This is a genomic window from Nonomuraea sp. NPDC054003, assembly GCF_055585125.1.
Genome location: NZ_JBVJKR010000001.1, coordinates 476,960 through 502,234, shown reverse-complemented (window position 1 = coordinate 502,234; position 25,275 = coordinate 476,960). Strand labels below are relative to the sequence as shown.

20 protein-coding genes are annotated in these 25,275 nt (G+C 71.8%); 11 read left to right on the top strand and 9 right to left on the bottom strand.

The features are described from left to right. Window positions 1-10 precede the first annotated feature (10 nt). The 3 genes from ACZ6YG_RS02085 to ACZ6YG_RS02075 all read right to left on the bottom strand — a co-directional run bounded on the left by ACZ6YG_RS02085 (window position 11) and on the right by ACZ6YG_RS02075 (window position 2,571). A complete protein-coding gene (locus ACZ6YG_RS02085) occupies window positions 11-310 on the bottom strand; it encodes a DUF4193 domain-containing protein (RefSeq protein WP_148030302.1) in 300 nt (99 codons plus the stop codon). Window positions 311-595: 285 nt separating this feature from the next. Beyond that, on the bottom strand, window positions 596-1,921 hold the full coding sequence (locus tag ACZ6YG_RS02080; protein ID WP_466016966.1) for a sensor histidine kinase: 1,326 nt from the start codon (window positions 1,919-1,921) through the stop codon (window positions 596-598). Continuing rightward, on the bottom strand, window positions 1,918-2,571 hold the full coding sequence (locus ACZ6YG_RS02075; protein ID WP_219543126.1) for a response regulator transcription factor: 654 nt from the start codon (window positions 2,569-2,571) through the stop codon (window positions 1,918-1,920). The genes ACZ6YG_RS02080 and ACZ6YG_RS02075 overlap by 4 nt, the downstream gene beginning before the upstream one ends. Before the next feature lie 234 nt (window positions 2,572-2,805). Here ACZ6YG_RS02075 and ACZ6YG_RS02070 point away from each other — a divergent pair, with 234 nt between their 5' ends. Then, on the top strand, window positions 2,806-2,967 hold the full coding sequence (locus ACZ6YG_RS02070) for a hypothetical protein (protein ID WP_187281037.1): 162 nt from the start codon (window positions 2,806-2,808) through the stop codon (window positions 2,965-2,967). Between the two features lie 63 nt (window positions 2,968-3,030). Here the strand turns inward: ACZ6YG_RS02070 and ACZ6YG_RS02065 are convergent, their stop codons facing one another. Both ACZ6YG_RS02065 and ACZ6YG_RS02060 read right to left on the bottom strand, forming a co-directional pair. Further along, a complete protein-coding gene (locus ACZ6YG_RS02065) occupies window positions 3,031-3,846 on the bottom strand; it encodes an inositol monophosphatase family protein (RefSeq protein WP_466016965.1) in 816 nt (271 codons plus the stop codon). Continuing rightward, window positions 3,846-5,792 carry an alpha/beta hydrolase family protein gene (locus ACZ6YG_RS02060; RefSeq protein ID WP_466016964.1) on the bottom strand — a complete coding sequence of 649 codons (1,947 nt, stop codon included), beginning with the start codon at window positions 5,790-5,792 and terminating at the stop codon, window positions 3,846-3,848. The genes ACZ6YG_RS02065 and ACZ6YG_RS02060 overlap by 1 nt, the downstream gene beginning before the upstream one ends. Before the next feature lie 86 nt (window positions 5,793-5,878). Here ACZ6YG_RS02060 and ACZ6YG_RS02055 point away from each other — a divergent pair, with 86 nt between their 5' ends. Continuing rightward, window positions 5,879-6,856: a ferrochelatase gene (locus tag ACZ6YG_RS02055; protein WP_466016963.1), complete on the top strand. Its 978-nt coding sequence runs from the start codon at window positions 5,879-5,881 to the stop codon at window positions 6,854-6,856. Here ACZ6YG_RS02055 and ACZ6YG_RS02050 read toward each other — a convergent pair. After that, window positions 6,847-8,016, bottom strand: coding sequence for a lytic transglycosylase domain-containing protein (locus tag ACZ6YG_RS02050; protein ID WP_466016962.1), 1,170 nt, complete (start codon window positions 8,014-8,016; stop codon window positions 6,847-6,849). The two genes, ACZ6YG_RS02055 and ACZ6YG_RS02050, sit on opposite strands and share 10 nt — an antisense overlap. Before the next feature lie 91 nt (window positions 8,017-8,107). Here ACZ6YG_RS02050 and ACZ6YG_RS02045 point away from each other — a divergent pair, with 91 nt between their 5' ends. The 4 genes from ACZ6YG_RS02045 (at window position 8,108) to sepH (ending at window position 14,509) form a co-directional block, all read left to right on the top strand. Next, window positions 8,108-9,310 carry an MFS transporter gene (locus ACZ6YG_RS02045; protein WP_466016961.1) on the top strand — a complete coding sequence of 401 codons (1,203 nt, stop codon included), beginning with the start codon at window positions 8,108-8,110 and terminating at the stop codon, window positions 9,308-9,310. Window positions 9,311-9,412: 102 nt separating this feature from the next. Further along, complete coding sequence (locus ACZ6YG_RS02040; protein ID WP_466016960.1) at window positions 9,413-10,084, top strand: polysaccharide deacetylase family protein; 672 nt, start codon at window positions 9,413-9,415, stop codon at window positions 10,082-10,084. A gap of 52 nt (window positions 10,085-10,136) precedes the next feature. Continuing rightward, the gene (locus ACZ6YG_RS02035; protein ID WP_466016959.1) at window positions 10,137-11,429 is read left to right on the top strand and encodes a D-arabinono-1,4-lactone oxidase; all 1,293 of its coding nucleotides are present in this window, start codon (window positions 10,137-10,139) and stop codon (window positions 11,427-11,429) included. Between the two features lie 365 nt (window positions 11,430-11,794). Then, on the top strand, window positions 11,795-14,509 hold the full coding sequence (gene sepH / locus ACZ6YG_RS02030) for a septation protein SepH (protein ID WP_466016958.1): 2,715 nt from the start codon (window positions 11,795-11,797) through the stop codon (window positions 14,507-14,509). A gap of 278 nt (window positions 14,510-14,787) precedes the next feature. Here sepH and ACZ6YG_RS02025 read toward each other — a convergent pair whose 3' ends face one another. Together ACZ6YG_RS02025 and ACZ6YG_RS02020 are read right to left on the bottom strand one after the other, a co-directional pair. Then, window positions 14,788-16,323, bottom strand: a complete 1,536-nt coding sequence (locus ACZ6YG_RS02025) for a PH domain-containing protein (RefSeq protein ID WP_466016957.1) — start codon at window positions 16,321-16,323, stop codon at window positions 14,788-14,790. Window positions 16,324-16,721: 398 nt separating this feature from the next. Beyond that, complete coding sequence (locus tag ACZ6YG_RS02020) at window positions 16,722-17,243, bottom strand: PH domain-containing protein (protein ID WP_261808402.1); 522 nt, start codon at window positions 17,241-17,243, stop codon at window positions 16,722-16,724. 95 nt (window positions 17,244-17,338) lie between these two features. On the opposite strand from ACZ6YG_RS02020, the gene ACZ6YG_RS02015 reads away from it, so the two are divergent. From ACZ6YG_RS02015 to ACZ6YG_RS01995, 5 genes are all read left to right on the top strand, one after another. Further along, entirely contained in the window at window positions 17,339-18,313 is a 975-nt protein-coding gene (locus tag ACZ6YG_RS02015; protein WP_397197624.1) for an ATP-binding cassette domain-containing protein, read from the top strand. Next, window positions 18,310-19,110 (top strand): ABC transporter permease, encoded by an 801-nt coding sequence (locus ACZ6YG_RS02010; protein WP_148030291.1) that lies wholly within the window; start codon window positions 18,310-18,312, stop codon window positions 19,108-19,110. The genes ACZ6YG_RS02015 and ACZ6YG_RS02010 overlap by 4 nt, the downstream gene beginning before the upstream one ends. Window positions 19,111-19,888: 778 nt before the next feature. Then, window positions 19,889-20,401, top strand: coding sequence for a YbhB/YbcL family Raf kinase inhibitor-like protein (locus tag ACZ6YG_RS02005; RefSeq protein WP_261808401.1), 513 nt, complete (start codon window positions 19,889-19,891; stop codon window positions 20,399-20,401). Window positions 20,402-20,704: 303 nt separating this feature from the next. Next, window positions 20,705-22,057, top strand: a complete 1,353-nt coding sequence (locus ACZ6YG_RS02000) for a hypothetical protein (protein WP_466016956.1) — start codon at window positions 20,705-20,707, stop codon at window positions 22,055-22,057. Between the two features lie 131 nt (window positions 22,058-22,188). Beyond that, window positions 22,189-24,354: a SulP family inorganic anion transporter gene (locus tag ACZ6YG_RS01995; RefSeq protein WP_466016955.1), complete on the top strand. Its 2,166-nt coding sequence runs from the start codon at window positions 22,189-22,191 to the stop codon at window positions 24,352-24,354. Between the two features lie 212 nt (window positions 24,355-24,566). Here ACZ6YG_RS01995 and ACZ6YG_RS01990 read toward each other — a convergent pair whose 3' ends face one another. After that, window positions 24,567-25,241, bottom strand: coding sequence for a hypothetical protein (locus tag ACZ6YG_RS01990; RefSeq protein WP_397197627.1), 675 nt, complete (start codon window positions 25,239-25,241; stop codon window positions 24,567-24,569). Window positions 25,242-25,275: the final 34 nt, after the last annotated feature.

Sequence of the window (25,275 nt, the reverse complement as noted above, 5' to 3'; positions counted from 1 at the left end):
TGCCTCCTTATCAGGCGGCGCACTCCCGGCAGATCTGCTGGCCGTTCTTCTCCGAGGCCAGCTGGCTGCGGTGGTGCACCAGGAAGCAGCGCGCGCAGGTGAACTCGTCAGCCTGACGCGGGATCACGCGCAGGCTGAGCTCTTCGTTCGACAGATCCGCACCGGGCAGCTCCAGCGACTCGGCCAGGTCGGTCTCGTCGATGTCGATGCTGCCAGACGACTTGTCAGTGCGCCGCGCCTGGAGTTCCTGGAGGCTGTCTTCGCCCAGGTCGTCGTCGGTCTTGCGCGGGCTGTCGTAGTCGGTAGCCATCGTGCTTACTCCATCCCCCTCATCAATATGTGTTCGCGCTCATCGCGCGTGTTCTAACGTCCGGGAAGCTCATCTTGTGCCCGTTCCGCCGGGGAGATTTCCTCTCGGTACCCCGAGGAAACGGACGACGAACCTCCCAACACGTCAGGGCCTGCTGCCGACGGCAGTGGTTAGCCAAATATGGCGAAACCCACAGCCTTGGCGTCATGCGCCACCGTGTTCGACGGCACATCCAACCACATGTGCGACGCGAACGAGACGCCCCCCGTGGGGCAACACGCCGGATCAACGTCGCGGCAGCCGGATCGTCACCACTAGTCCGCCACCCTCCCGCGGCACCGCGTTGACGTTGCCGCCGTGAGCCTGCACCACAGCACGGACGATGGACAGCCCGAGACCCGCTCCCTTGGCCGAATCCACCCGGTCGGCGTTGAGCCTCCTGAACGGTTCGAACAGGCTGTTCACCTCGTACGCCGGGACATGCTGCCCCGTGTTGGCCACCTGAACAACCAAGGCCCCGTCCACCATTCCCGTACGGATCCAGACTTTTCCGTTTTCGGGAAGGTTGTACTTGACGGCGTTCTCCAGCAGATTGCTGACCGACCGTTCCAGGAGCACCGGATCGCCGATGGTAGGGGTGCTCACCAGTTCGGTGGTGAGCGTGACGCCGTGCTCCGCGGCGAACGGCGTCACCTGGTCCACGGCCGTCTGCGCGACCTCCTTGACGTCCACAGGCTTGCGCACCGCGAGCTCGCGCTCGCTCCTGGCCAGCAGCAGCAGGCCCTCGATGAGCTTCTCGTTGCGCGCGTTGACCTCCAGGAGGGTACGGCCGAGCGCCTTGAGGTCCTCGGACGCCTCCGGGTCGGACAGCGCGATCTCCAGCACCGTCCTGTTGATGGTCAGCGGCGTGCGCAGCTCGTGTGAGGCGTTGGCGACGAACCGGCGCTGGGTGTCGAAGGCAGCGTTGAGCCGGGTGAGCATGTCGTCGAAGGTGTCGGCGAGCTCCTTCAGCTCGTCGTCCGGGCCTTCCAGGCCGATGCGCTGGTGGGCCAGCGTGCTCTCGGAGAGCTTGCGGGCGGTCGCGGTCATCTGGGTGACGGGCCGCAAGGCTCGGTCGGCCACGAAGTAGCCGAGGATGACCGCCAGGATGCCGACGCCGAGCAGCACCAGGATCGACTGTCTGACGAGGGTGTCCAGCACCTCACTGATCTGGTTCACCCGCAGCAGTTGCACCTGCTGCTGCAGGTCCTCCTTGAACTCAGGGGAGATGTAGCCGGGCACCCGCAGCTGGAACTCGAACCCGGTGTAGAGCGTCGAGCGGATGATGAAGTACATGACCACGAGCAGCATCGCGCCGGCCGTGAAGAACATCGCGCTGTAGGTGAGCGTGAGCCGCCAGCGGATGCTGACCTTCCCGGTCAGCCCCTTGATGCCCGCCGCCGGGTCGTACTTCACCGGGCCGTACTCGGGCGGCGGCGGGCCGTCCCAGGCGGGCGGCCCGCTCGGCGGGGGCGGCGGCCCCTGCCTGGCGGCCCGCGCCGAGTGCACGCTGATCATCGGATGCGTCGGCACCGACTCACGGCCCGGCTCCCGATCCGACGGTTCTGTCACAACTTGTACCCCACGCCGGGGACGGTCTCGATCACCTGAGGCTCGCCCAGCTTCTTCCGCAGCGTCATCATGGTCACCCGCACCACGTTCGTGAACGGGTCGATGTTCTCGTCCCATGCCTTGTCGAGCAGGTCCTCCTGGCTGACCACCGCGCCCTCGGCGCGCAGCAGCTCCTCCAGGACGGCGAACTCCTTCTTGGTCAGCACGATCTCCCGGCCGTCACGCTCCACGAGCCGCTTGCCCGGGTCGAGCCGGATGCCGGAGCGCTCCAGCACGGGCGGCAGGGCCGGCGCCGACCGGCGGCCGAGCGCCCGCACCCGGGCCACCAGCTCGACGAACACGAACGGCTTGGCGAGGTAGTCGTCGGCGCCCAGGCCGAGCCCCTCCACCTTGTCGTCCACGTCGCCCGAGGCGGTCAGCATCAGGATCCGCGACGCGGTGCGCTGCCCGACCAGGCGGCGGCAGACCTCGTCGCCGTGCACGACCGGCAGGTCACGGTCGAGCACGATCACGTCGTAGTCGATGTAGGAGGTGCGTTCGAGCGCCCCGCCGCCGTCGTAGGCGACGTCCACGGCCATGGCCTCGCGCCGCAGACCGGTCGCGATAGCGTCGGCGAGAACCTTCTCATCCTCGACCACCAGTACGCGCACGCTGCCACACCTTCCTCTGGTTCTGATGACTCATTGTGCCCCTCGCTTCGATAAGCGCACGGTAAGGCATGTCCAGGGACAGGTGACGCAGCCCACAGGGAATTCCATGTTTCGGACGGCGAGAGGTCTGGGTATGCCTGCGAGACACCCATGCGCCCGTGTCCCCCTTCGGGCTCCGCACGGGCGGGTGGGCCTTCGCCCCGCACGAATCGAACCCCTGAGAGAGTAGGTGAGATGGGCGAGTTCACGACCACGATCGAAAGCCGCCTCGACCAGGCTTACAAGGGTCTTCGGGAAGCCAGGAGCGCCGGTGACGACTACCTCGCCGACACCCTCACCGCCGAGATCGAGGATCTGCGCCGCCTAGCGGACGATCACGGTATCCCGTTGCGCTGACGTGGTTTTCACGCCGACGGCCGGAGCCCCGAAGGAGTGGCTCCGGCCGTCGGCGTCTTCACCTCAGGAGTCGCGTGCCGGGTCGAGCGCCGCGAGCAGGTCGTGCAGCTCCTCGAACAGCCCCGGCGGCGCGCAGAGCGCCATCTCGCCACCGCACGGCCCGCCGTGCAGGCCGCCGATCCTGGCCCCGGCCTCGGCGGCGACCAGTCCGCCCGCCGCGTAGTCCCAGTAGTTGACGCCCCGCTCGTAGTAGGCGTCGACCCGGCCGAGCGCCACCGAGCACAGGTCGGCGGCGCACGATCCGCCGCGCCTGATGTCGCGCACGCGCGGCAGCACCCCGGTCAGCACCTCGGCCTGGACGGCCCGCCGCGCCGCGCCGTAGGCGAACCCGGTGGCGACCAGCGCCTGCCCGAGCGGCGGCGCCGGGTTGCACCGCAGCCGCTCGCCGCCGAGCCAGGCGCCCTCGTCCAGGGCGGCGGTGAACACCTCGCCGCGCGGCGCCACGTTCACCACGCCCGCCACCACCCGGCCGCGCACCTCGACCGCGATGGACACGGCCCAGTCGGGCAGCCCGTACAGGAAGTTGACCGTGCCGTCGATCGGGTCGACGACCCAGCGCACGTCGGTCTCGCCGGGCCGGTCGCCCTCCTCCTCGCCGAGGATCCGGTCGCCCGGCCTGACCGCCAGGATGCGCTCGCGGATGAGCTGCTCGGAGGCCCGGTCCAGGACGGTGACGACGTCGGTGGGGCTGGACTTGGTCTCGATGTCGGCCGAGCGGGTGGACATCGAGGGCCGCTTGGCCAGCAGCATGTCACCGGCCTCGCGGGCGATGTCCTCGGCCAGCCGCAGGAAACCGGCGGGTGTGGTGGTGCCGGGCATCAGGCCACCGACTCCGGTCGCTTCCATTCCTCGCCGAGCACGTGGTGAGCGAGGAAGGCCAGGACGGACTCGTACCAGGCGACGACGTTGCCCGGCTTGAGTATCCAGTGGTTCTCGTCCGGGAAGTACAGGAACTTCGACTCCACACCGCTGCGCCGCAGGTCCCACCACAGGCGCAGGCCCTCGCCGATGGGCACGCGGTAGTCCTTGTCGCCGTGGATGACGAGCATCGGAGTGGTGATCTTGTCCAGGGCGAGGTGCGGCGAGAGCTCGCTGTAACGTTCCGAACCCGCCGGGCCGAACTCGCGCTGCCAGTACATGGCCGCGTCGGTGGTGCCGGCGAACTGGTCGAGGTGCCACAGCGAGGCGTGGGTGACGATCGCCCGGTAGCGGTCGGTGTGGCCGGCGACCCAGTTGGCCATGTAGCCGCCGAACGAACCGCCCATCGCGGCCGTGCGCCCGGCGTCGAGGTCGTCCCTGGTCAGCGCGGCGTCCACGATGGCCTCAAGGTCGGCCATGGTGCGCGGGCCCCAGTCGCCCCAGCCGCGGTCGATCATGCCCTGACCGTAGCCGGTGGACAGCGCGGGGTCCGGCATCAACACGGCGTAGCCGTGCCTGGCCATGATCCACGACTGCCAGCGCCACTGCCAGTCGTTCCAGGAGGCCACCGGGCCGCCGTGGATCCACAGCAGCAGCGGCGCCGGGTCGGCGGCGGAGGCGCCTTCCGGCAGCACGAGCCAGCCGCGGATGGTGACGCCGTCGTCGGCGGTGGCGGTGACCTCGGTGAGGGTACCCGGGGTCTCGGGGCGTGGCGCGGGCGAGGGCAGGTCGGTGATGTCGCCGCCGAGGCCGATCCTGGCCGGGCCGGGGGCCAGCGCGACCCCGCTGCGCAGCGCGTACAGGGACCCGCCGTCGGACGAGACGTTGAGCGCGAGGTACGAGGCGTCGTCCGCGGTGAGCCTGGTCACCTCGCCGTCCTCCAGCGTGACGCGGAAGACCGGGCGGCGGCCCTGGTGGTCGGCGGCGATGTGCACGGCGGCGGAGTCCGGCGCCCACACGACGTCCGAGGGGAACAGGTCCGGCGCGTACGCCCGCCCCTGGCCGGTGGCCAGGTCGCCGATCCACAGCTCGATGCGGACGGACCGGTCCAGGGCGGCGTGCCGCTCCCGGACGCAGGCGATCTTGCTGCCGTCCGGCGAGACGGCGAGCGGGCCGCCGAAGTCGTGGCCCTCCTCGCCGACCAGCGTGCGCCGCTCCCCTGACTCCACGTCGATCGCGACCAGCTCGACGCGCTGCTCGGCGTCGGACAGCGGGATCCGCCAGGTGGAGATCACCGTGCGGCCGTCGGGGGTGAGCGTGAAGGCGGCGTCGCGCAGCGCCTCGCCCGGGTCGGGGGTCAGGTCGCGGACGTCCTCCAGGCCGTCGGGGCCGAGCCTGCCGGCGAACAGGCGGGTGCGGCCGGGGCCGAGGTCGTGGTCCCAGTAGCGGACCGGGTAGCCCTCGTGCAGGATCGCGCTGATCCCGGCGTCCTTGCGAGCCTTGCGCCGCTCGGCCTCGTCCGCCTCCTCGCCGTCGAGCACGTCGGAGGCGAACACGACCGTGTCACCCGCGGTCCTGAAGGCGCCGACGCCGCCGGGGCGGGCGGCGATCCGGCGGGCCTCGCCGCCGGCCGCGGGCAGCAGCCAGAGCGCCGCCACCTCCTCGTCGCCGTCCTTCACGGTGGGGTCGGGGCGGGGGCTGGTGAACAGCAGGTCGCCCGTGCCGGTGAACTCGGCCGCCGTCTCGCCCTTGGCCGACCGGGTCAGGCGGTACGGCTCGCCGTCCAGGGGGATCGCCCAGAGCGCGGTGCCGTACGACTTGCCGTCCGGATTGAGTGTCTGGACCACGGAGACGAGCCGGGAGTCGTCGGGGGAGAGCTTCAGCGAGTGGACACGTGGGATGGCCACATAGTCACGGATATCGTCAAAGGGGCTCACTTGTCCGAACCTACCTCCTGGCGGGACCACCGGCACGCCGCCATAGGCTTGTTCACGTGGCACATTACGACGCGTTGCTGGTGCTGTCGTTCGGCGGTCCCGAGGGTCCCGACGACGTGATGCCCTTCCTGGAGAACGTGGTGCGCGGCCGGGGGGTCCCGCGCGAGCGGCTGCTGGAGGTCGCCGAGCACTATCAGGGCTTCGGCGGCGTGAGCCCGATCAACGGCCAGAACCGCGACCTGGTCGAGGCGCTGCGCCCGGTGGCGGGCGTGCCGGTCTACTGGGGCAACCGCAACTGGCACCCGTTCGGCGAGGAGACGGTGCGCCGGATGGCCGGCGACGGGGTGCGCAGGGCCGCGGTGTTCGCCACCTCCGCCTACGCGGGTTACTCCAGCTGCCGTCAGTACTACGAGGACATCGCCAGGATCTCCTTCGACGGCGGCCCCGAGCTGGTGAAGCTGCGCCACTACGGCGACCACCCCGGGTTCGTCGCGGCGATGGCCGACCACACCCGGCAGGCGCTCGACCGGCTCAAGGACAGGGCCGGCCACGACCACGCCCGGCTGGTCTTCACCGCCCACAGCATCCCCGTCTCCATGGCCGAGACCGCGGGGCCGTCGGGCGGCCTGTACGAGGCGCAGCTGCGCCGCACGGCCGAGCTGGTCAACCGGGCGCTGGGCCGCACCGCGCCGTGGGACCTGGTGTGGCAGTCGCGCAGCGGCCCGCCGCAGGTGCCGTGGCTGGAGCCGGACGTCTGCGACCACCTGCGCGAGCTCGACGCCGAGGCCGCGGTGCTGGTGCCGATCGGGTTCGTCTCCGACCACATGGAGGTCGTCTACGACCTCGACACCGAGGCCAGGCAGGTGGCCGAGGAGCGCGGGCTGCCGATGGAGCGGGCGTCGACGGCCGGCACCCACCCGGCGTTCGTGCGGATGGTGCGCGAGCTGATGGACGAGCCGGAGCCGGTGCCCTGCGCGCTCACCTGCTGCCCGGCGCCGAAGCGCAGGCCCGCTCAGGTGCCGGATCAGGTGTAGGAGCGGGCGTAGGCGTCGGCGATGCCGAGCACCTTGTTCACGTAGTCCCACGAGTGGTTGTAGTGCCAGACGGCCTTGCGCAGCTTCTCGCCGCCCTGGCCGGCGCCGACGGCGCACAGGTAGTTCGCCGCTCCCGGCACCGCGTCGTACGGGCTCCAGATGTCCTTCTTGCCGTCGCCGTCGCCGTCCACGCCGTAGGCCTTCCAGGTGGCGGGCATGAACTGCATCGGCCCGAGCGCGCCCGCGCTGGAGGGGCCGTTGTTGCGGCCGTGGCTGCTCTCCACCTGGCCGATGGCGGCCAGCACGGTCCATGACAGGCCGGGGCAGCGGGTGGCCGCCTGCTGGTACAACTCCAGGTAGCTGCCCGGCCTGCCGGTGGTGACGGCGGCCCGCTGCGGCTGCTCGCGTTCCCGGTGAGCCTTGTCGAGCATGACGACCTGGGCGCCCTGGCCGAGCGCCTTGCGCACGCCCGCCTCGCTGATCTTGCCTTCCTTGCCGTGCAGCAGCACCGCGACGCCGGGGGCCAGCCCGAGCGCGCGGCCGAGCTCGGTGCCGACCAGCGCGTCGACCCCGGTCAGGCCGAGCGGCGCGGAGGCGGCCAGCCGCAGCCGGGGCCCGCCGTCCACCTGGTAGTACGCGCCGAGCTTGAGGTCGTACTTGCGCACGGCCGCCGCGTCGGCCACGAACTCCCCCCTGGCCAGCGCGCTCCACACGCCGGGGTGCCCGGCGACCGCCTCGGGTGTCCAGGAGCGGAACTCGGCCTGGTCCACCGCGAGCAGGTTGAGCCCGGTGCCGGCCACCTTGACAGAGCCCGCGTCCACCACGATGGCCTTCTGCACGTGCTTGAGCGCCGACAGCGCGAAGCGGGTCTCCTTGGGCACCTCGCCCGGCGCGATGGCGAGCACGCGCGGCGGGGTGGGGGTGACGCCGGCGCCGCCCTCGCCGAACTCCTTCACCGGAGCGGCGGTCGGGGGCGTGGTGGGGACGAGCTTGTCCAGGCCCGCGGTCTGCCTCTCGGGCCGTTTCTCCGTCTCCCGCGCCGCCGGGCCGGCGGACGGATCCTCCCCCATGACCAGTACCACGCCGCCTGCCGCGATGGTGACCGCGAGCACGGCGGTGACCATGAGCAGCACCGCGCGCAAGGAGGGAAGACCGGACACCCGGGACACGTTAACCCACTCGCCAAGAAATCTGTTGCCATCCGGACAGACGATGCGCGAAGTTATGCCTGCACAGTAAGGAGACAGTGAGATGGTCGGGCCTTACCGGGGGTTGTTCACAGGGCCCGGCGTCAAGGGATTCGTGCTGGCCGGCTTCTTCGGCCGGATGCCGATGTCCATGCTCGGCATCGGCGTGGTGCTGCTGGTCCAGGGCCTCACCGGGTCGTTCGCGATGGCCGGGGCGGTGTCCGCGGTGCTGAGCATCGCCTTCGCCGTCGCCGCTCCCCTGTCCGGGCGGCTCGCCGACCGGTTCGGGCAGGGCCGGGTCATCCTGCCGTTCGCCGTGGTCAACGCGCTCGGGCTGGTCGCGCTCATGCTCAGCGCCGGGCTCGGGCTGCCCGACTGGACGCTGTACGCCGCCGCGCTGGTGACCGGCGCCACGTCGCTGTCGCTCGGGTCGATGGTCCGGGCGCGCTGGTCCCACCTGCACCCCGGGTCGGCGAAGCTGCACACCGCCTTCGCCTTCGAGTCCGTCGCCGACGAGGTGATCTTCGTGACCGGGCCGGCGCTGGTGACCGTCCTGGCCACGGCCGTGAACCCGTACGCGGGCCTGACCGTGGCGCTGGTGGCGATGCTCACCGGGTCGGTCGCGCTGGCCCTGCAGCGGCGCACCCAGCCGCCGGTGCGGCCGGTCCGCTCGGCGGGCGGCACCCCCATCCTCATCCCCGGCGTCGCCCTGCTGTCCTGCGTCTATCTGGGGCTCGGCGCGGTCTTCGGCTCGGTCGACCTGATCACGGTGGCGTTCGCCGACGAGCACGGGGTCAAGGGCGCCTCCGGGTTCCTGCTGGCCGCGTTCGCGGGCGGGTCGATGGTGTCGGGGCTCTGGTTCGGCTCGCGGCGCTGGCGGATCTCGCTGCGCGGCCGGTTCGTCCGGGCGCTCGGCGTGTTCGTGGTCGGGCTGCTGCCGATCATGTTCGTCGGTGACGTGCGGGTCATGGCGGTCACGCTCTTCGTGGCCGGGCTGGCCATCTCGCCGACGCTCATCACCGGCTTCTCGCTGACCGAGCGGCTGGTGCCGCCGTCGCTGCTCACCGAGGGCATGGCGTGGATCTCGACCTCGATCGGGTTCGGCGTGGCGATCGGCGCGTGGGCGGGCGGCCGGCTCACCGAGATGGTCGGGGCGTCCGGCGCGTACGGGTTCTCGGTGGCGTGCGCGGCGCTGGCCGTGGTGGTGGGGATCGGAGGTTCGGGTTTGCTGAGACTTCCCGGAGCGCCTTCACCGGCGGAGAGCTGATCCGCTACCGTCGGGACATCCCTCGCATCACCCTTCACATTGGAAACTACAGTTATGTCCCGACATTTGACTTCACTCCTGGCTATCGCGGCGGTTGCCGTGATGGCGGCCCCCGCGCCGGCGGTCGCCGACCCCAAGGCGAAGGAGGTCGACTGCACGCGGGTGAAGTGCGTGGCGCTGACCTTCGACGACGGGCCCGGCAAGTACGCGGGCAAGCTGCTGGACATCCTGAAAGAGCACGACGCCAAGGCCACGTTCTTCCTCGAAGGCCAGTACGTGAAGAGCCGCCCCGCCTACGTCAAGCGCATGGTGAAGGAGGGGCACGCGATCGGCAACCACAGCTACGCGCACCCCGACTTCACCAAGTCCACCGCGGCCACGATCCGCAGCGAGATCAAGAAGACCAACGACGCGATCAAGAAGGCGGCCGGGGTCGAGCCCAAGCTGCTGCGTCCCCCGTACGGGATGTCGGACCTGCAGGTCCAGGACATCGCGGTCGAGTTCGGCATGCCGATCATCCTGTGGACCGGCGGCTCCCGTGACTGGGAGTCAAAGAACGAAGAGAAGATCAAGAAGCAGACCCTGTCGGTCGCCAAGGGCAACAGCATCGTCCTCATGCACGACTGGGTGAAGCAGACGGTCGACGCGATGCCGTCGATCATCAAGACCCTCCAGCGCAACGGCTACCACCTGGTCACGGTCGACGACGTGATCAAGCACGAGGAACTCAAGCCGGGCGACGTCTTCCCGCTTCCCGAAGGCTGGGAACAGTGAGTATCGTTCACGTTTGACCGGAACGAAGCCCCAGCCAGGAGAACCCGCGCGCATGGCGTTCACCAATTGGGCAGGCAACCAGACCTGCTCCCCCGCCGAGGTGCGCACGCCGGCCTCCGCCGACGACGTGGCGCGGGCCGTGCGGGACGCCGCGGCGGGCGGGCGGCGGGTGCGCATGGCCGGGACGGGCCACTCCTTCACCGGGGTGGCCCTCACCGACGGCATCCTGCTGCGCCCCGAAGGGCTGACCGGCGTCCGCTCCTGGGCGGACGGCCAGGTCACGGTCCTGGCCGGCACCCCGCTCAAGACGCTGAACACGCTGCTCGACGGGCGCGGCCTGGCGCTGGCCAACATGGGCGACATCACCGAGCAGACGGTCGCGGGCGCCATCCAGACGGGCACGCACGGCACCGGACGCGACAGCGGCGGCCTGGCCGACCAGGTGACCGGCCTCGAACTGGTGCTGGCCGACGGCTCGCTCGTCACCGCCGCGCCCGGCGAGGACCTGTTCGACGCCGCCAGGGTCGGGCTGGGCGCGCTCGGCGTGCTGACGGCGGTGACGTTCCGGGTGGAGCCCGCGTTCCTGCTGCACCACCGGCGCAGGCGGCTGCCACTCAGCCGCATCCTCGACTCGCTCGACGCCCTCACCGCCGAGAACGAGCACCTGGACTTCTTCTGGCTGCCGCACACCGACGCGTGCCTGGTCAAGACCAACAACCGGCATCCCGGCCCGCCCGACCCGCCGAACGCGTTCCGGCACTGGCTGGACGCCGTGTTCCTGGAGAACACCCTGTTCGGCGCCGCCTGCGCCGTCGGCGCCCGCCTCCCCGGCCTGATCCCCCGGATCAACGCCGTCAGCGCCGCAGCCCTGAGTGACTCCGAAGCCGTCGACACCTCGTACAAGATCTTCACCGCGCGGCGGGAGGTGCGCTTCCTGGAGACGGAGTACGCGATCCCGCGCGAGCGGCTCGGGCAGGCGCTGCGCGAGACGCGCGACCTGATCGACCGGATGGGCTGGCAGATCAGCTTCCCCGTCGAGGTGCGGGTGACGCCGCCGAGCGACGCCTGGCTGTCGACCGCGTACGGCAGGCCGAGCGCGTACGTGGCCTGCCACATCTACCGTGAGACCCCGAACCCGGCCTACTTCGAGGGTGTCGAGGAGATCATGACCAGGCTGGGCGGCCGCCCGCACTGGGGCAAGCTGCATACCAAGGACGCCGCGTACCTTTCGGGCGTCTACCCGCGCTTCGCCGACTTCACCGCCCTGCGCGACCGCCTCGACCCGGACCGCCTCTTCGGCAACGCCTATTTGGACCGGGTGCTCGGGCAGGTCTCCCCCAGGTAAAGAATGGGCGCGGACGCGTGTCCCGCCGTGCCTCCGCCCGTCGGGGGCGGCAACCTCGTCGATCGTGCCCCGACGTTCCGGCCTGCCCTCCCCGTACGCGACCGCGGCCCTCACCGCGCCGGCCGCCTCCCGCCCGAAGTGCGAACCGATTCGCCAGAATCCGACGAGGACGTCTAACCTCCTCCTGCGCACGGGCGGGCTCTGAGAGGATGGACTCGTCAAATGTGACTGGCGTCACAACGCCCCGCGGCTATCCCAGCAAGGCGATGTTCGGACATGCCGGGTACGGTGCTGGCAGGCAACCGGCACACGCGAGAGACTCAAGGGTCCGGGGGAAGAATGGCGACGCTGACGAAGGGACTCGCATGCAGGAGCTCCGACTCGTCGCGGTGAGTGAGGACGGCACCTATCTCGTGCTGGCTACTGCCGGGCGGGGCACGCGCTTCACTCTTCCTGTGGACGACCGGCTCCGTGCTGCCGTCCGTGGCAACTTCTCCCGTCTCGGCCAGTACGAGATCGAAGTGGAGAGTCCGTTGCGCCCCAAGGAGATCCAGGCCCGCATCCGTGCCGGGGAGACCGCGGAAGAGATCGCCGCCACGGCCGGGATCCCGGTCGAGCGGGTCCGCTGGTTCGAGGGGCCGGTGCTCCAGGAGCGCGAGTACGTCGCGCAGCAGGCGCAGCGCGTCACCGTCCGCATGCCCGGCGAGACCGCGGCCGGCCCGACCCTGGGCGAGCTGGTGGCCGAGCGGCTCACCCGGCGCGGCGTGCCCGCCGACGAGATCGACTGGGACTCCGCCAAGCGCGACGACGGCCTGTGGCGGGTCAAGCTCGGCTACGTGTGGAACGGTCACACGCGCCACGCCGAGTGGCTCTTCGACCCGCGCCGCCGCCACGTCAGCCCGCACGACGACGAGGCCCACCGCCTGTCCTCGGCCGACTTCGACCCCGATCCCGTGGTGGAGGACACCACGGTCACGCCGTTCGCGCCCCGGATGGCCAAGCTGCAGCCGGTGCCGCCGCTGACGTCCGACCCGCTGCCGTTCCCGTCCGTCATCAGGCCGGGCTCCCAGCCCGAGGAGCCTGCGGTCGGCTACGACCCGCCGGCCCGCGAGCTCCCCGTGGACCTTCCGCCGGCCGCCTTCGACCGCGACCCCGACCCGGCGCCGCCCGCCCGCGACGACACCCGCCGCGGCGGCCCTTCCCCATGGCTCCCGGACCTCGGCCCGTCCCGCCCCCAGCCCTTCTACGCCCCCGCCGACGACCGCGTCTCCCCCGACCGCACGACCGGTCCCGGCCACCGCCCCACCGGCCCACACCCGGACCGGAGCGTGGTGCCGGGAGCAGAGCCCGGCGTGGCCCGTCCGACCGGCTCACACTCCGACCGGAGCGTGGTGCCGGGCACAGACCACGGCACGACCCGTCCGACCGATGCACACCCGGACCGGAGCGCGGCGTCGCGGCCGGAGCGTCCGACGGCGGCTCAGCCGCCTGCGGACCGGTTCGTCCCGCAGGCGCGCACCGACGCCGCTCCGGCGGGGCCGTCCTCCTCCGGCGCGCCCACCGGCTCCTCCTTCCGGGAGACCACGTCCGAGAGCACCGTGCCCATGGAGTCGGCTCCGGCCGCCGCGTCCTCGGAGACCGTCGGGCGACCTCCCGCTCCTGAGGCGACTCAGGCGCCGACCAACGACTCGCCCGCTGCCCAGACTCCGGCGGCACCGGCCGCGCCCGTACAGGATCAGGGCTCCGCCGCGTCCACTCAGACGCCCTTCGCCGAGACCTTCGCCTCCGCCGAGCCGGGCGGAGCGGCCCAGCGTCCGGAAGCCGCCATCGCCCAGTCCGCCACACCGGCCCAGCAGCAGGAAACGCCGGACACGGCACCGGCCGAGCAGTCTGGGACGTCACCCACGCAGCAGCCGGAATCCACACCCGCCCAGGCACCGGCACCCGCCGCTGCCGACGCCGCCACCCGGCCCGCCGATGCCCCGGCACGTATCACCGACGGCACCGACGACCACGCGGACGTCGCGGCAGACGCCGTGACCACCGGCCCTCCGGCAAGCGACCACCAGCCGGAAGCCGCTTCCGTCAGCGCCGACGCACCTGCTCAGCAGCAGGAAACACCGGCCACCCAGACGGCATCGACCGCCACAGAGACTCCGGCACCAGCCACCCGGACGCCGCCGTCGTCCACTCAGACCCCGGCACCCGCCGCGCAGTCGGCGCCGTCGCCCGCAGAGGACACCACACCACCTGCGCAGACGGCACCGTCGCTCACACAAAGCACCGCACCTGACGCGCAGGCGGCATCGTCGCCTACGCAGGGCGCCATACCTGCCGCGCAGGCAACGCCAACCACTGAGCAGGGCACCACACCGACCGCGCAGTCGGCGCCCGCGGCTGATCAGGGCACCACATCCGCCACACAGGCGACGCCAGCCGCTGACCAGGGCACCGCACCCGCCGCGCAGTCGGCGCCTACGGCTGAGCAGCCCGGTACGTCACCCACGCGGGAGCCGGAATCCGCGCCCGCCCAGGCGCAGACATCCACGGCACCCGCCGCCGACACGACGACCCAGGCTGCCGAGGCCCCGGTGTCCGACGCCGATGCCGCAGCGGCCGAGACCCATGCTGCCGCCGCCGAGCCTCCCGCTGCCGCTGAAACGCAGAGTTCGGGATCGCCCGGCGACGCCTCCGGGCCCGCCACGGAGGGACCCATGGCGGCCAGTGCTCCCGCCGCACGAAAGGCTCCCGAAAGCGCCGCCTCGCCCGTACGGGAGACCGAGGCGGCGGAGAAGAAGGCTCCCGAGGTCCAGGCCGAAACGGAGACCGGTGGGGGCCGCAAGCATCAGCCCAAGGGCGCCAAGCCGGCGGCCAAGGCGGTGCCCGCGGCCAGGCCGAGCAAGGACGACCAGGCCGAGCAGGAGCCTCCGGCCAAGGAGGAGCCTCCGGCCAAGGAGGAGCCTCCCGCGCCGACGCCCGCGCCCAAGCCGGCCCGCCAGTCCCGCAAGGGCTCGCGCGGACGCCGCGCCTCGGTGCCGACCTGGGACGAGATCATGTTCGGCGCCCGCCGCCAGGACTGACAGCGACGGATGCACGTGAGCGCACCCGCCTGAACTCGCAGGGCCCGCCCGGTCTGTACTGCCCCAGCCCACAGGGCCCGCCAAGGTACGAGCGCGCCGCGGCCTCAGCTCACAGGGCCCGCCAGGGTCTGTACTGACTGCGGCCTCACCTGCCCGGCCCAGGCAAGCGGCGGACGCCTGGCCGCCCGCTTCACCGTACGCGTGACCCGGCAGTCCTGACCGCTGACAAGAAGTGCCTCTGAAGGGCTGCCCGTGCCCTGTCACACCCGGGGCAGGGGTCAGCCGGTGGACGGAGGATCGGAGGGGGTGTGCGGGCCGGGTGGAGGGTTGAGGAACGGGGCCAGCCACTCGGGTGTCACCTCGGCGGGGAAATCCCTGCCCTGGGCTTCGGAGACGTCGATGGCCGAGTATCCGCCCTTGCCGGCGCCGGCCCCCACCGTCAGGGTGAGGACGCCCGCCCGCCGCTGGAACCACGTCTGGTGGAGCCGCCAGCCCACCACGGCGCGGCGTTCCACCACGGCCGTCGACCGTCTGAGCGAGCCCGAGCGGACCGCCACGCGGTCGCCGTCGTAGCCGTGGCCGAGCGAGCGGTAGCGGTCGAGGCCCAGGGGAACGCCCAGGGCGGCCATGACGAGGGAGACCACGAGCAGCACCCACCACACGGTCAGCCCTGTCAGCAGGAGCAGCAGGCCGGCCAGCGCCGCCGGGACGAGCCACGGGAAGACGGCCCTGAACAGGCGGCGGTTGCGGGCGACCGGCGGGTGGGGCCGCAGTTCGGCCTGGTAGGGGCCGATGGCGTCGCCGGTGACCGCCGTGGCGTCCGCGCGGGGGACCACCGGCAGGAGCTGCCCGCGGGTCTCTGAGTCGCCGAGCCCGGTCACGATGGCCCAGGCGCGGACGACACCGGCCCAGCGTTCGGCGAGGCCGTCGACGATCTCGTAGCCGCGCACCCGCCGGGACTCCAGCGACACGCTGCGCCGGTTGATCAGCCCGCGTTCGGCCACCAGGTAGCCGTCGCGCCGCTTGAGCCGGAAGTCCCAGTTGAAGACCGCGTACATGACGCCGCCCGCGATCGGCATCGCCACGATCAGCAGCACCATGGCCGCCACCAGCAGCGAGGGGCGCTGCCACAGCCATTCTCCGACGCTCCATGCGGCGTTGCGGCCGAAGCCGAGGTCGTCGCCCCACTGGAAGGCCAGGCCGACGGCGCCGCCCGCGAGCGCGAACGGGGTCAGCAGGTACGCGCCCGACAGCGGCCCGTACAGCAGCCACCTGCGCGGGACGGCGAAGATGACCCGCTCCGACGGCACCCCCTCCGCGTGCCTCTCCTCCTCGGGTCTGGCGGTGGGGGTGGCCTCTGTGCGGGCGCGGCGCAGCAGGAGGGGTTTGAGCCGTTCGGCCTCCCCGACGGTGACGCCGTCGAGGGTGGCCTCGCCGTCGCCCCCGCTCGCGCCGGTGTCGATCTTCAGGACCGCCAGGCCGAGGAGGCGGTGCATGGGCGGGGTGGACACGTCGACGCCGCGCACCCGTTCCAGCGGGATGGTGCGGATCGAACGGCTGATGAGCGAGCGCTTGATCTCCACCCGGTCGCCGGCGATCTCGTACGTGAACGTCGCCCATCGGACGAGGGCGAACACCACGGTCCCGACCAGGCCGAACGCCGCCCAGAGGTAGGACCTGGGCGAGAACCCGCCCACCACCAGCACACCGACCAGGGGCACCAGCAGCGAGGGCAGCATCCGTACGGGATCGATCAGCAGCACCTTGGGGCTCAACCGCAGCGGCACCGAGAACGGCCCCGGCGGCCCTCCCACATACGACCCTCCAGCAGACGCGTACGGCCCACCAGGAGACCCACCACCCCCGTACGGCCCGCCAGGAGACGCATACGGCCCCTCAGGAGATCCACCCCCGTAAGGCGCCCCACCCGCACCGGACCCGGCCTCCCCATGCGGACCCACCTCAGAGAGGCTGCCCTCACGAGGCGGGGTGTCATCGCGAGCTGGAATGCCCTCCCGAGGCGCGGCGTCCTCCCCAGGCGCGACGCCCTCGCGGGGTGGGGCGTCCTCGCGGGGTGCGGCGTCCTCGCGGGGTGCAGGGTTCTTATGAGGCGTCTGCTCTGTGGGGCCGGCGCTCGGGGCCGGGGTGTCTTCGCCGGGAGTCCTCTCGGGCGGTGGGTCGGGGGACGGCTGCGGGTGGCCGGTGGGGCCGGTCATGTCGCGTCGTCCCTGAGCTGCTCGGCGCGGTGCGCCAGCGCCTCCGCGAGCTCCGCCGCCACCCGGAAGTCCAGCCCCTTGATCGTCGACGATCCGGCGTGGGAGGCGGTGCGGATCTCCAGCGTCGCCAGCCCCAGCATCCTTTCCATCCATCCCTGCCCCTTGTCGACGGTCTGGATGCGGCTCACCGGCACGAACACCCATTCCCTGGACAGGAACCCCTGCCGGGCGTAGACGACGTCACCAGAGAGCTCCCACCGGTGCACCGCGTACCGCACGAACGGCTCGGCCAGCAGGAACGGCGTGGTCAGGACCGCCACCGTGACCGGCAGCAGCCACGGCCGCGCGGCGAACCACTGCGGCACCCACGGCCAGCCGCTGCCGCCGACCCAGCCGGCGACCAGCACCGACCCGCCGACCAGCAGCACGAACCCGATCAGCGCCTCCAGCAGCCAGAGCCCGCGGGCCCGGGGCGAGACGCGGTTGGCGGGATCGCGCAAAGGACCTGATGACGTCACAAGGCCAGCTTAGGGCTCGTGGCATATCGCTGATCTGTCACCGGTGTCCGGATCCGGATCCGAAGAATGTCGGTGGGCTCAGGCAGAGTGTCCCCATGACGGGGAACCACTACGCGATCGAGGCCGAAGGCCTGGTCAAACGTTACGGGGAGACCAGGGCGCTCGACGGCGTCGACCTGGCCGTGCCGCCCGGCAGGCTGCTGGGCGTGCTGGGCCCCAACGGCGCGGGCAAGACCACCGCCGTGCGCGTCCTGGCGACGCTGCTGACGCCCGACGCCGGCCGGGCGTCAGTGCTCGGGTTCGACGTGACGAGTCAGGCCCACCAGGTCCGCTCGCTGATCGGGCTGACGGGCCAGTACGCGGCGGTCGACGAGATGCTGACCGGCGTCGAGAACCTCGTGATGATCGGCCGGCTGCTGGGCCTGTCCAGGCGTGAGGCGCGGGGGCGGGCCACGGCCCTGCTGGAGCGGTTCGACCTGTCCGACGCGGGCGGGCGGGCCGCGAAGACCTACTCGGGAGGCATGCGCCGACGGCTCGACCTGGCGGCGAGCCTGGTGGGCAGCCCTCAGGTGCTGTTCCTGGACGAGCCGACGACCGGCCTCGACCCGCGTAGCCGCACGGAGCTGTGGGGCGTCGTGCGGGGGCTCATGGCCGACGGCGTGACCGTCCTGCTGACCACCCAGTATCTGGAGGAGGCCGACCAGCTCGCCGACGACATCGTGGTGTTCGACCATGGCAAGGTGATCGCCTCGGGCACGTCCGACGAGCTCAAGGCCACCACGGGCGCGCAGGTGCTGGAGGTGCGGCCGATGGCCGGACACCAGGTGCCGGTGGTGTCGGAGGTGGTCGAGGAGATCGTGGGCGAGGTTCCAGAGGTGTCGGGCGGGCGGCTGACCGTGGCCGTGCGCGACCCCGCCGTGGTGCCGGCCGTGGTCCGCCGCCTCGACGACCTGGGGATCGTCGCCTCTGAGCTGACGCTGCGCAAGTCCAGCCTCGACGAGGTGTTCCTGGCGCTGACCGGGCACCGCGCGGAGGAGCCGGCCAAGGACGACGAGGAGGCCTACGCGTGACCGCGACCACGTTGCCGGCGCCGCCCAGGCGGGTGAGCCCCGGCGCCACCGTGAGCCAGACCCTGACGCTGGCCTGGCGCAGCCTGGTGCAGATCAAGCACAACCCGTGGGAGCTGCTCGATCTCAGCATCCAGCCGATCATGTTCCTGCTGCTGTTCACGTACGTGTTCGGCGGCGCGATCTCCGGATCGACCGGTGACTACCTGCAGTTCGCGCTGCCCGGGCTGCTGGTGCAGAACGCCCTGTTCTACACGCTGTCCACGGCCATCGGCCTCAACACCGACATCGCCAAGGGCGTCTTCGACCGGCTGCGCAGCCTGCCGATCGCGCGGTCGGCGCCGCTCGCGGGGCGGATCATCGCCGACACGTTCAAGCAGGTGTGGGCGTTCGCGTTGCTCATCGGCTTCGGCATGGTGCTGGGGTTCCGGGTGACGACCGGGGTGACCGGCCTGCTGGGGGCGCTGGCGCTGCTCGTGGTGGTGGCGCTGGCCATGTCGTGGATGTCGGTGCTGATCGGGCTGACGGCGTCCAATCCGGAGAAGGTGCAGATGTTCTCCTTCTCGGTGATGATGCCGCTGACGTTCACCAGCAGCGCGCTGGTCAACCCCGACACGTTCCCTTCCTGGCTGGCGGCGTGGGCGGGGGTCAACCCGGTGACACATCTCTCCGACGCGATCCGCGGCCTGCTGATCGGCGGCGAGGTGGCCCGGCCGGCGCTGATCTCTTTGCTGTGGGCGGCCGGGTTCATGGTGGTGTTCGCGCCGCTGGCGATCAGGGTGTTCCGGCGTCGGGCGTGAATGATCTCATTCACGCCCGACGATCCGAGGCTGACCATCTTGTTCGCCGGCGGCGGGCGGGCGTTGGCACGAACCCTTCCCCTAACCGACGAAGCCGGCCATTCAGACTGCCGTTCGGGCATCGCTCGGGAGGCACTGACCGCCCGGTTCTGAAGAAGGGACGACCTTCCGAGCCATCCTCGGACGCCCGGCGTCCCACCGGAAACCATCCTCAAGGCGGGTAGCTCCCAAGCGCCCCCGGAGGCGACGCGGCGCGCGTCCGCCACGCCGCTCGACCCGTGGTTGGATCGAGCAGTATCGAATCAGCGGGCCGGATCGCGTACGGATCGGTCAGTGGTTGTCGGGTGGTGATCGGCGAGGGCTTCGGGGGCGGTTTTTTCGGAGGGTGGTTCGCGGGCGCGGAGGCGGTGCCCGCGGCGTTTTTCGCGCCGCGGACAGCGTCCGGTCGTCCCAGAAACGGGCGATCATCCGGTCCGGCGGCGCGGGGTGGCCCGCGTCGAGAAGCGGCAGGCCAGACACGGCGCGGAGGCGGTGGTAGGTGATCTTGGCAGGCGGGACGTCTCGCCCCCGCTTCCCCTGATCGAGGACGGCGGAGCTCGCGACCGCGCCCACCGTCACCCCTCTGCCGCTCCGGCCGGTGGCGGATTTGCCGGGCTTTACCGGCCACCGACCCTTCCGAAACGGTCGGCGCATGCCCGAGACGCGCGTAGCATCGTGCGGCATGGGGCTGTGTAACAGGACGAGGCGAGTGCGACGTGCCGCCGTCATGGTGACGGCGGTGGCGTCTGTGCTCACCGTGTCCGGTTGCGGCACCATCATCGGCACGTCCGAGGCGCAGGAGATCGCGCGGATCAACGTCTCGAGCCCCGATCTGCGCGAGGGCAGGCCGCTGCCGCGGCAGTTCTCGTGCCAGGGCAGCCAGGGCAGCCCGCCGCTGCGCTGGTCGAGCCGGCCTCTTGAGGAGGCCGAGACCGTCGCGATCGTCGTCGACTCCAACTCCGCCGAGTCGTCAGGTGTCTACTGGGTGCTCTACAACATCCCGGCCACCACGACCGAGCTGGGGCCCAACGCCGCCGAGAGCCCGCCGGAGGGGTCAGGTCAGGCCAAGGTCACCAGCGGCAAGGCGGGCTACGAGCCCCCTTGCGTGGGCAAGGGCACCTACCGTTTCAGCGTCTACACGTTGAGCGGGAAGGTCGACGTGGAGGAGGGCGCGTCCCTTTCCACGGTCCTGAAGAGGATCGCGGATCGCACCATCGCCCGTGGCCGGCTCACGGCGGTGAACATCGAGTGAGACGGACGACACGGAGCGTAGTTCTGGTTACCAATTCTTCACTTAGGGTGTGACAACGCTCGTCGTGGTCCGACAGAATCAGATCCAATTGTTAGGTGCTGGTGATCAAAGGGGGCAGGTCGCGTCGATGGCCGCGCGATCTCACCGGTGCCGAAGGCAGGCCATGGCTTTGAGGGTGGTGCAATGACTGCGGTCGTAGTGAGCTTGGTCGCTGTTGTGCTCCTCGTGCTTGTCGTCGTGGCACTGGGCATGCGTTCGATGAATCGCAGGGAGAGCTCGCTTCCTCCTGAACGTCTGAAGGAGATGGCCGAGAAGGAGGAGCGGACGGTCACCCGCTCCACTGATCAGTTCGCGGCCGCCGAGCCGAAGATGACCAAGTTCAGCCCCGACTTCAGCCCCATCGACGAACCGAAGCCCAAGCCGGTCCGCACCGGCCAACGCGGCAAGCGGGGCGTCGACGAGTGGGGCAACCCTCGCTCGGACGACGACGACGAGGAGTTCTGGGCCAACATCCGCAGCGACGCCGAGGAGGGCGGGTTCGGCGCCGGCGGCACGGTCGCGGCCCGCAAGGCGGCGTCCAGGCCGGCCGAGCGCGAGAGTGAGCCGGCTGCCAGGGACCGTTCCACCGAGACCCAGCGCCCCGCCCAGCGTCCCGCTCCCCGTCGCACCAGGCCCACGCCGGTCGACGCCGCCGCCGTCGACCCCAACGCGGCCACCGTCCAGGCTCCGCTGCCCCAGCGGCCGGCGAAGGCGCCGAGCCCCGCCGCCGCCGGTCTGGCCGACCTGGTGGAGCCGGTGCAGCGTCCCGCGCCGTCCGCCTCCGACCTGGCCGACCAGCGCACGGTCACGTTCTCGGCGCAGACATCGGACGTGATGAGCATCCTCGGCGCGGGCGCCCAGCCGGTGCCGTCGCCGCGCCCCGACGCCCGGCAGACCGGCGGCTCCCGCGCGGCCCAGGGCCGCGGCCAGAGCCGCGCCCAGAGCGCCCCCCAGCAGTCCACCGGCGGATACGCCGCCGCGCCCGGCGCGGGCAGCGGCTCCTTCCCCGCGGTCGACCCCGCCTCCAGCGGCTCCTTCCCGGCCGTGCCCGCCGCGCCGATCAACGCCGCGCCGACCAGCGACCCGTTCCCCGCCTACAACGGGGGCTCCCCCGCCGCCGGTCCGGGCGGCTCTTGGCCCGCGCAGCCCGCCACCACCGCGTCCGGAGGCTGGCCCGCCACCCCGTCGCCCGACATCCTCGACGACCCGGCGCCCGGCGCCACGAGCGGCTCCTGGCCCGCTTTCCAGGAGCCGCAGCAGCCGTACCGCTCCTCCTACGAGGTGCGCGCGGGCTGGGCGGTGGCCGACGACTCCGACGCCCTGTCCGGGCCCTCCCCCGCGAGCGCCGCCCCGGCCGCGCCCGCCAGGCCCGTCCCGGCCTACGACGACGTGCTCGCCGCGCCGACGTCCACGCCGATGCCCGCCCCGTCGCCGCAGTCGTTCGCGTACGAGACCGGCGACTTCGCCAACCCGGCCACCTCCCAGGCGGCCTGGCCCGCACCTCCGGCGAACGCCGGTTACGGCGCGGACACGTACGGCGCGGCCGAGACCGGTCGCGACGGCGGCGGTCACCGGCGCACCACGCCCGAGCAGGAGTTCCCCGACTACTACCGCTGATCGGCGTCGCGGGAGCGAGACAGGAATCCGTAAAACCCCTAGCGGGCCACTCAAATGAGGGTCGGCCCCGCTAGGGTTTGCGCATGGTCCGCCTTACGCAGAGTAGCCTGCTGAGCACACTCCGCCATGATGTGCCCGCTTCGATCGTGGTCTTCCTCGTCGCGGTGCCCCTCTCGCTGGGCGTCGCGATGGCCTCGGGCGCCCCGCTCGCCTCGGGGCTGATCGCCGCCGTGGTGGGCGGCGTGGTCGCGGGCGCGCTGGGCGGCTCCGCCGTCCAGGTGAGCGGCCCGGCGGCCGGCCTGTCGCTGGTGGTGGCCGACCTGGTGCAGACCTACGGCTGGCGGGCCACCTGCATGATCACCTTGCTGGCGGGGGCGGTGCAGCTCCTGCTGGGGGTGTTCCGGGCGGCCAGGGCGGCGCTGGCGGTCTCCCCCGCGGTCGTGCACGGCATGCTGGCCGGGGTGGGCGTGGTGATCGCGCTGTCGCAGCTGCACGTGGTGCTCGGCGGCAGCCCGCAGCGTTCGGCGCTGGCCAACATCATCGAGCTGCCCGGCCAGCTCGTCGAGCCGCACGGCCACAAGATCGCGGTCGGGATGCTGACGATCGGGGTGCTCGCGCTCTGGATGCGGCTGCCCAAGCAGGTCAAGGTGGTGCCCGCGCCGCTGGCGGCGCTGCTGGTCGCGGCGGTCACGGCCTGGGCGTTCGGGTGGGACGTCACCCGCATCGACCTGTCCGGCGCGTTCACCGAGTGGACGTTCCCGGTGCTGCCGCAGGGCGACTGGCACATGGTCGTGGGGGCGGTGCTGCTGGTGGCGCTGCTGGCCGGGGTGGAGTCGCTGCTGTGCTCGGTGGCGGTCGACAGCATGCACACCGGGCCGCGCGCCGACCTCGACCAGGAGCTGACGGGGCAGGGCGTGGCCAACATGGTGTCCGGGGCGCTGGGCGGGCTGCCGCTGGCGGGCGTGATCGTGCGGAGCACCACGAACGCGCGGGCGGGCGCCCGCAGCCGGGTCTCGACGATTCTGCACGGGGTGTGGGTGCTGGTGTTCGCGATCGGGTTCGGGTGGTCGATCCAGCTGATCCCGATCGAGGCGCTGGCGGCGCTGCTGGTGTTCATCGGCGTGCAGATGGTCAACCTGGGCCACATCCGCAAGGTCCACGGCCATGGCGAGGTGCCGGTCTACATCGTGACCATGGCGGCGGTGATCCTGCTCGGGCTGGCCGAGGGCGTGCTGTTCGGGCTGGCGCTGGCGGCGCTGCTGGCGCTGCGCAGGCTGACGGGGGTGACGGTGCGGACGCGGCAGCAGCCCGACGGCCGCTACCACGCGACGATCTCCGGCTCGCTCACGTTCCTCGGCGTGCCGAGGCTGACGCAGGAGCTGCGCGCCATCCCCGCCGGGGCGCCGGTGGACCTGGACCTCAACATCGACTTCATGGACAACGCCGCCTTCGAGGCGATCCACGCGTGGCGGCTGGACCACGAACGGCTCGGCGGCACGGTCGACATCGACGAGCTGCACGACGAGTGGTATGCGATGGCGGCCAGCGGGGTGCGCATGTATCCGGCGAAGACCCTGTCGAGCGGCCCCGACCGGTCGTGGCTGCCGTGGGCGCACCGCCGCTCCCGCGCCTCGCAGCGGGTGGAGCCGCCGCACGGCACGCCCGGTCAGGCCGACTGCCGGCTCACCGAGGGCGCGCGGGAGTTCCACCGGCGCACGGCTCCGCTGGTGCGGCCCATCTTCACCGAGCTGGCGCGCAAGCAGCAGCCGACACACCTGTTCATCACGTGCGCGGACTCGCGGATCGTGCCGAGCCTGATCACCGCGAGCGGCCCGGGAGACCTGTTCACCGTGCGCAACATCGGCAACCTGGTGCCGCGCCGCGGGACCGAGCCGCACGACGACTCGATGGGGGCGGCGATCGAGTACGCGACGCAGGTGCTGGGCGTGCACACGATCACGGTGTGCGGCCACTCGGGCTGCGGGGCGATGGCCGGGCTGCTGAGCGGCGGGGTGAAGGCGGGCAGCCTGCCGTCGATGCGGCGCTGGCTGCGTCACGGCAACCACAGCCTGGCGAGGTTCATCGAGACCGCGGGCGACCGGCTCGACGCCGACGCGCTCGACCTGCTCTGCAAGGTCAACGTGCAGCAGCAGCTGGACAACCTGCGCACCTACCGGAAGGTCGACGACCAGGTCCGCGCGGGCCGGCTGAAGCTGGTGGGACTCTACTTCGACATCGGCTCGGCCCGGGTGCACATGCTGCCGCCGGTGTCGTCCTCGCTCTCCGTGAAGGCGTGAGCCTAGGGCGCCCGTTCTGCGTATTCCTGCACAGACTCGACCGGCCGCCCGGGGTTAGCGTGCGGGGTACGCGAGGTGGCTCTTCGCGGAGGTCCTGACTCCCAGGGGCCGGGAGGGCGGAGGCGCTCGCCGCCGAGCCGCGTCCCCTGACGAGGGCCGCCGGCGGCGGTGGGACCACCGCCTCCGCCCTTCACCGCGTAAGCCCCCGGGTCTCAGGCGTCGGCCCGCACGGCCGCCGGATAGTACGCGGCCCACGCCGCGTCCCCCATGCGCAGGATCTTCAGCCCTGTCCAGCCGAGGCCGATGACGGGCAGGGCCCAGAAGACCGCTGTCAGCGGTCCGTACGGCACCGGGAAGGACAGCACGTACCCGCCGGCGACCAGCGCGGGAACCCACCAACCGACGAACCCGGCCCGCCACACCGCCGCGGTCAGCAGGGGCAGCCCGAGGGTCCCGAAGAGCAACCATGGCAGCTGGAAGCCCCAGATGACGCCGGGCAGGCCGAGCATCTCCTCCATGATCCGCTGTGACTCCTCCGGCGGGTACCGCTGTCCCAGCCACCACTCGACGGGGTCGCTCATCAACAGGGCCGAGGCCGAGATGTAGCCGACGACCGTGAAGGCACCGGTCACGTGGCCGAAGGCGGTGGCCTTGCGCCGGGTGAGATGGACGAGCCCGAGGGCGGCCAAGGCCATGAGGATCCAGCTCCAGTGGTAGAGCACCGACTGGAGCTGGGCGAGCGCCGGGTTGTCGCCGAAGCTGACGGCTTCCCTGTCGTCGCCCCAGGTGCCGGGGTCGACGACGACGGCGACGGCCTGGAGCAGCGGGGCCAGGATGAGCAGGATGCCCGCCGCGGTGCGGCGGAAGGTCACGGGGTTGCCTAACATTCCGCCCAAGCTAGGGCGCGGACGCGCCGGTGGT

Bases quoted from the DNA above. Each gene is read 5' to 3' on its own strand.
- ACZ6YG_RS02045 (WP_466016961.1), top strand. From the start codon at position 8,108: ATGGTCGGGCCTTACCGGGGGTTGTTCACAGGGCCCGGCGTCAAGGGA.
- ACZ6YG_RS02065 (WP_466016965.1), bottom strand. From the start codon at position 3,846: ATGCCCGGCACCACCACACCCGCCGGTTTCCTGCGGCTGGCCGAGGAC.
- sepH (WP_466016958.1), top strand. From the start codon at position 11,795: ATGCAGGAGCTCCGACTCGTCGCGGTGAGTGAGGACGGCACCTATCTC.
- ACZ6YG_RS02070 (WP_187281037.1), top strand. From the start codon at position 2,806: ATGGGCGAGTTCACGACCACGATCGAAAGCCGCCTCGACCAGGCTTAC.
- ACZ6YG_RS02015 (WP_397197624.1), top strand. From the start codon at position 17,339: ATGACGGGGAACCACTACGCGATCGAGGCCGAAGGCCTGGTCAAACGT.
- ACZ6YG_RS02035 (WP_466016959.1), top strand. From the start codon at position 10,137: ATGGCGTTCACCAATTGGGCAGGCAACCAGACCTGCTCCCCCGCCGAG.
- ACZ6YG_RS01990 (WP_397197627.1), bottom strand. From the start codon at position 25,241: ATGTTAGGCAACCCCGTGACCTTCCGCCGCACCGCGGCGGGCATCCTG.
- ACZ6YG_RS02085 (WP_148030302.1), bottom strand. From the start codon at position 310: ATGGCTACCGACTACGACAGCCCGCGCAAGACCGACGACGACCTGGGC.
- ACZ6YG_RS02040 (WP_466016960.1), top strand. From the start codon at position 9,413: ATGGCGGCCCCCGCGCCGGCGGTCGCCGACCCCAAGGCGAAGGAGGTC.
- ACZ6YG_RS02000 (WP_466016956.1), top strand. From the start codon at position 20,705: ATGGCCGAGAAGGAGGAGCGGACGGTCACCCGCTCCACTGATCAGTTC.